Origin of the sequence: Kitasatospora sp. NPDC057512 (assembly GCF_042802135.1) — a bacterium.
Taxonomy (GTDB): Bacteria; Actinomycetota; Actinomycetes; order Streptomycetales; family Streptomycetaceae; genus Kitasatospora.
The window spans coordinates 1-2,040 of the sequence record NZ_JBHVET010001081.1; the positions used below are offsets into that span (position 1 = coordinate 1).

Annotated in this window: 2 protein-coding genes; both read right to left on the minus strand. The window is 72.6% G+C overall.

Features of this window, described 5'->3' with window-relative positions; genetic code table 11:
- Nucleotides 1-304: 304 nt before the first annotated feature.
- Nucleotides 305-979 carry a nucleoside/nucleotide kinase family protein gene (locus ACFU6K_RS37810; protein WP_380671012.1) on the minus strand — a complete coding sequence of 225 codons (675 nt, stop codon included), beginning with the start codon at nt 977-979 and terminating at the stop codon, nt 305-307.
- Between the two features lie 65 nt (nt 980-1,044).
- Nucleotides 1,045-2,001 (minus strand): LD-carboxypeptidase, encoded by a 957-nt coding sequence (locus tag ACFU6K_RS37815; protein WP_380671014.1) that lies wholly within the window; start codon nt 1,999-2,001, stop codon nt 1,045-1,047.
- Nucleotides 2,002-2,040: the final 39 nt, after the last annotated feature.

The following is a 2,040-nucleotide window of genomic DNA, read 5'->3' on the forward strand; positions in this document are numbered from 1 at the left end:
GCTTCGTTCTTTCGTATTTCCAGCTTATCAGATGTTTTCCGCTCCGTTTCCGGGGCTTCGTTCATCCAACTCGCCGGTGTCTTCCGGGGTTTGACACCCTGTCCGACGTTTCAAACTCTAGCCGATCCCCGCTCCGAAAAGCGAATCCGACCGCAACCCAATAAAACGAGCACGCCGAATAAGCACCAGGTCACAGCGCCGAAAAGCACAGACGACCGGCACGAACCGGAAAGTGGTGTTTCAGAGGATTGGCCGCTCCGGGACCGTCCGCGCAGACGCGTGTCCGGTGCTCCCTGCCGAGCGACTAGGAAACACTACCCCTGTCCGGCGCCGGAGGCAAACCCGTCCCGGGGACGGTGCGGGTGCAGAGCGCCCGGCCCGGCTTCACGTACTCGCCGTTGGGGTGGTCGTTGCCGGTGACCCAGTGGCGGGCGGTGGCCTCGTCACGGCCGCCGTCGCGGTGCCTCCGGAGCAGGCGCTCCTCGCGGACGTCGTCGTCGGCGTGGACGTACCAGAGCTCGTGCAGCAGGCGGCGGGCGTCGGGCCAGGGGGTTTCGGCGGAGGCGAGGTAGTTGCCCTCGGTGATGACGAGCCGGGTCCGCGGGCGGACCACGTGGCGGGCGGCGACCGGCTCGTCCAGGGTGCGGTCGAAATCCGGGACGTAGATGTCCTGGAACCGGTCGCCGGCGATGCGGCGCAGCAGGGCGACGTAACCGTGGGCGTCGAAGGTCGCCGGGGCGCCCTTGCGGTGGGTCAGGCCGAGGCGGTCGAGTTGGGCGCCGGAGAGGTGGAAGCCGTCGAGCGGGACGTAGGCGGCGGTGCCGGGGCCTTCGGCTCGCTCGACCTCGGCGACCAGGTGGCGGGCCAGGGTGGACTTGCCGGCGCCGGGCGGGCCGGCAAGTCCGAGGATCGTACGGGCGTTGCTGCCCGGGCCGCGGAGGAAGCCGAGGGCAAGGGCGGTGAGGCGGTCCTCGTTCATGGCCGCACCTTACTCAGCACGCGCCTCCTACTCAGTGCACCTCTTTGCTCAGCGGTCGGCTTCGCTCAGCGGTCGGCGAGGGCGGGCAGGTCCAGGGTGAGGGTGCCGGCGTCGGCGTCGAGCAGGGCGGGCACGCCGAGCGGGACGGTGAGGGTGGAGGGGCAGTGGCCGAAGCCCAGTTCCCAGAGCACGGGGACGCCGAGCCCGCCGAGCCGGTCGAGCATCACGTCCCGGACCCGCTGGGGCCGTCCGCAGCCCTCCCAGGAGCCGAGGGCCAGGCCGGCCACGCCGTCGAGGGCTCCGGAGCGCAGGAGCTGGGTCAGCAGCCGGTCGAGCTGGTAAGGGTGCTCGTTCACGTCTTCGAGCAGCAGGAGGGCGCCCTGGTACGAGGGACGGGCGGCGGACGTGCCGCGCTCGGCGGTGAGGACGTGGAGGCAGCCGCCGGCCGTGACGCCGCGGGCGCGGCCGGGGACGAGCGGGGCGGCGGTGGGCGAGGTGAGGACGGTGACGGCGGCGGGGTCGAAGAGGGTGCGGCGCAGGTGCTCGGCGGTCGGGCCGTCGGAGACGAAGGAGGACCCGGCGGCCAGTGGTCCGTACAGGGTGGCGAGGCCGAGTCGCCGGGCGAAGGCCTCGTGCAGGGAGCTGACGTCGCTGAAGCCGATGAAGGGCTTGGGGCCGGCGGCGCGCATCGCGGTCCAGTCGAGCAGGTCGACGATGCGGTGCACGCCGTACCCGCCGCGGGCGCAGATGACGGCGTCGACGGTGGGGTCGAGCCAGGCGGTCTGGAGGTCGGCGGCGCGGTCGGCGTCGGTGCCGGCCAGGTAGCCGAGGGTGGGGTGGGTGTCGAGGACGTGCGGGGCGACGGTCACGCGGAGCCCCCAGGAGCGGAGGATCGCGCACCCGGCGGTGAGGCGTTCGGCGTCGACGGGACCGCTGGGGGCGACGACGGCGACCTGGTCGCCGGGGCGCAGGTGCGGCGGGCGGGTCAGCCCCTGGCCGGGTGTGGTCGGGTGCTGGTCCATGGGCCGGGCCACCTTTCGGACGCGGAAGCGGGGTTCGGG

Bases quoted from the DNA above. Each gene is read 5' to 3' on its own strand.
- ACFU6K_RS37815 (WP_380671014.1), bottom strand. From the start codon at position 2,001: ATGGACCAGCACCCGACCACACCCGGCCAGGGGCTGACCCGCCCGCCG.
- ACFU6K_RS37810 (WP_380671012.1), bottom strand. From the start codon at position 979: ATGAACGAGGACCGCCTCACCGCCCTTGCCCTCGGCTTCCTCCGCGGC.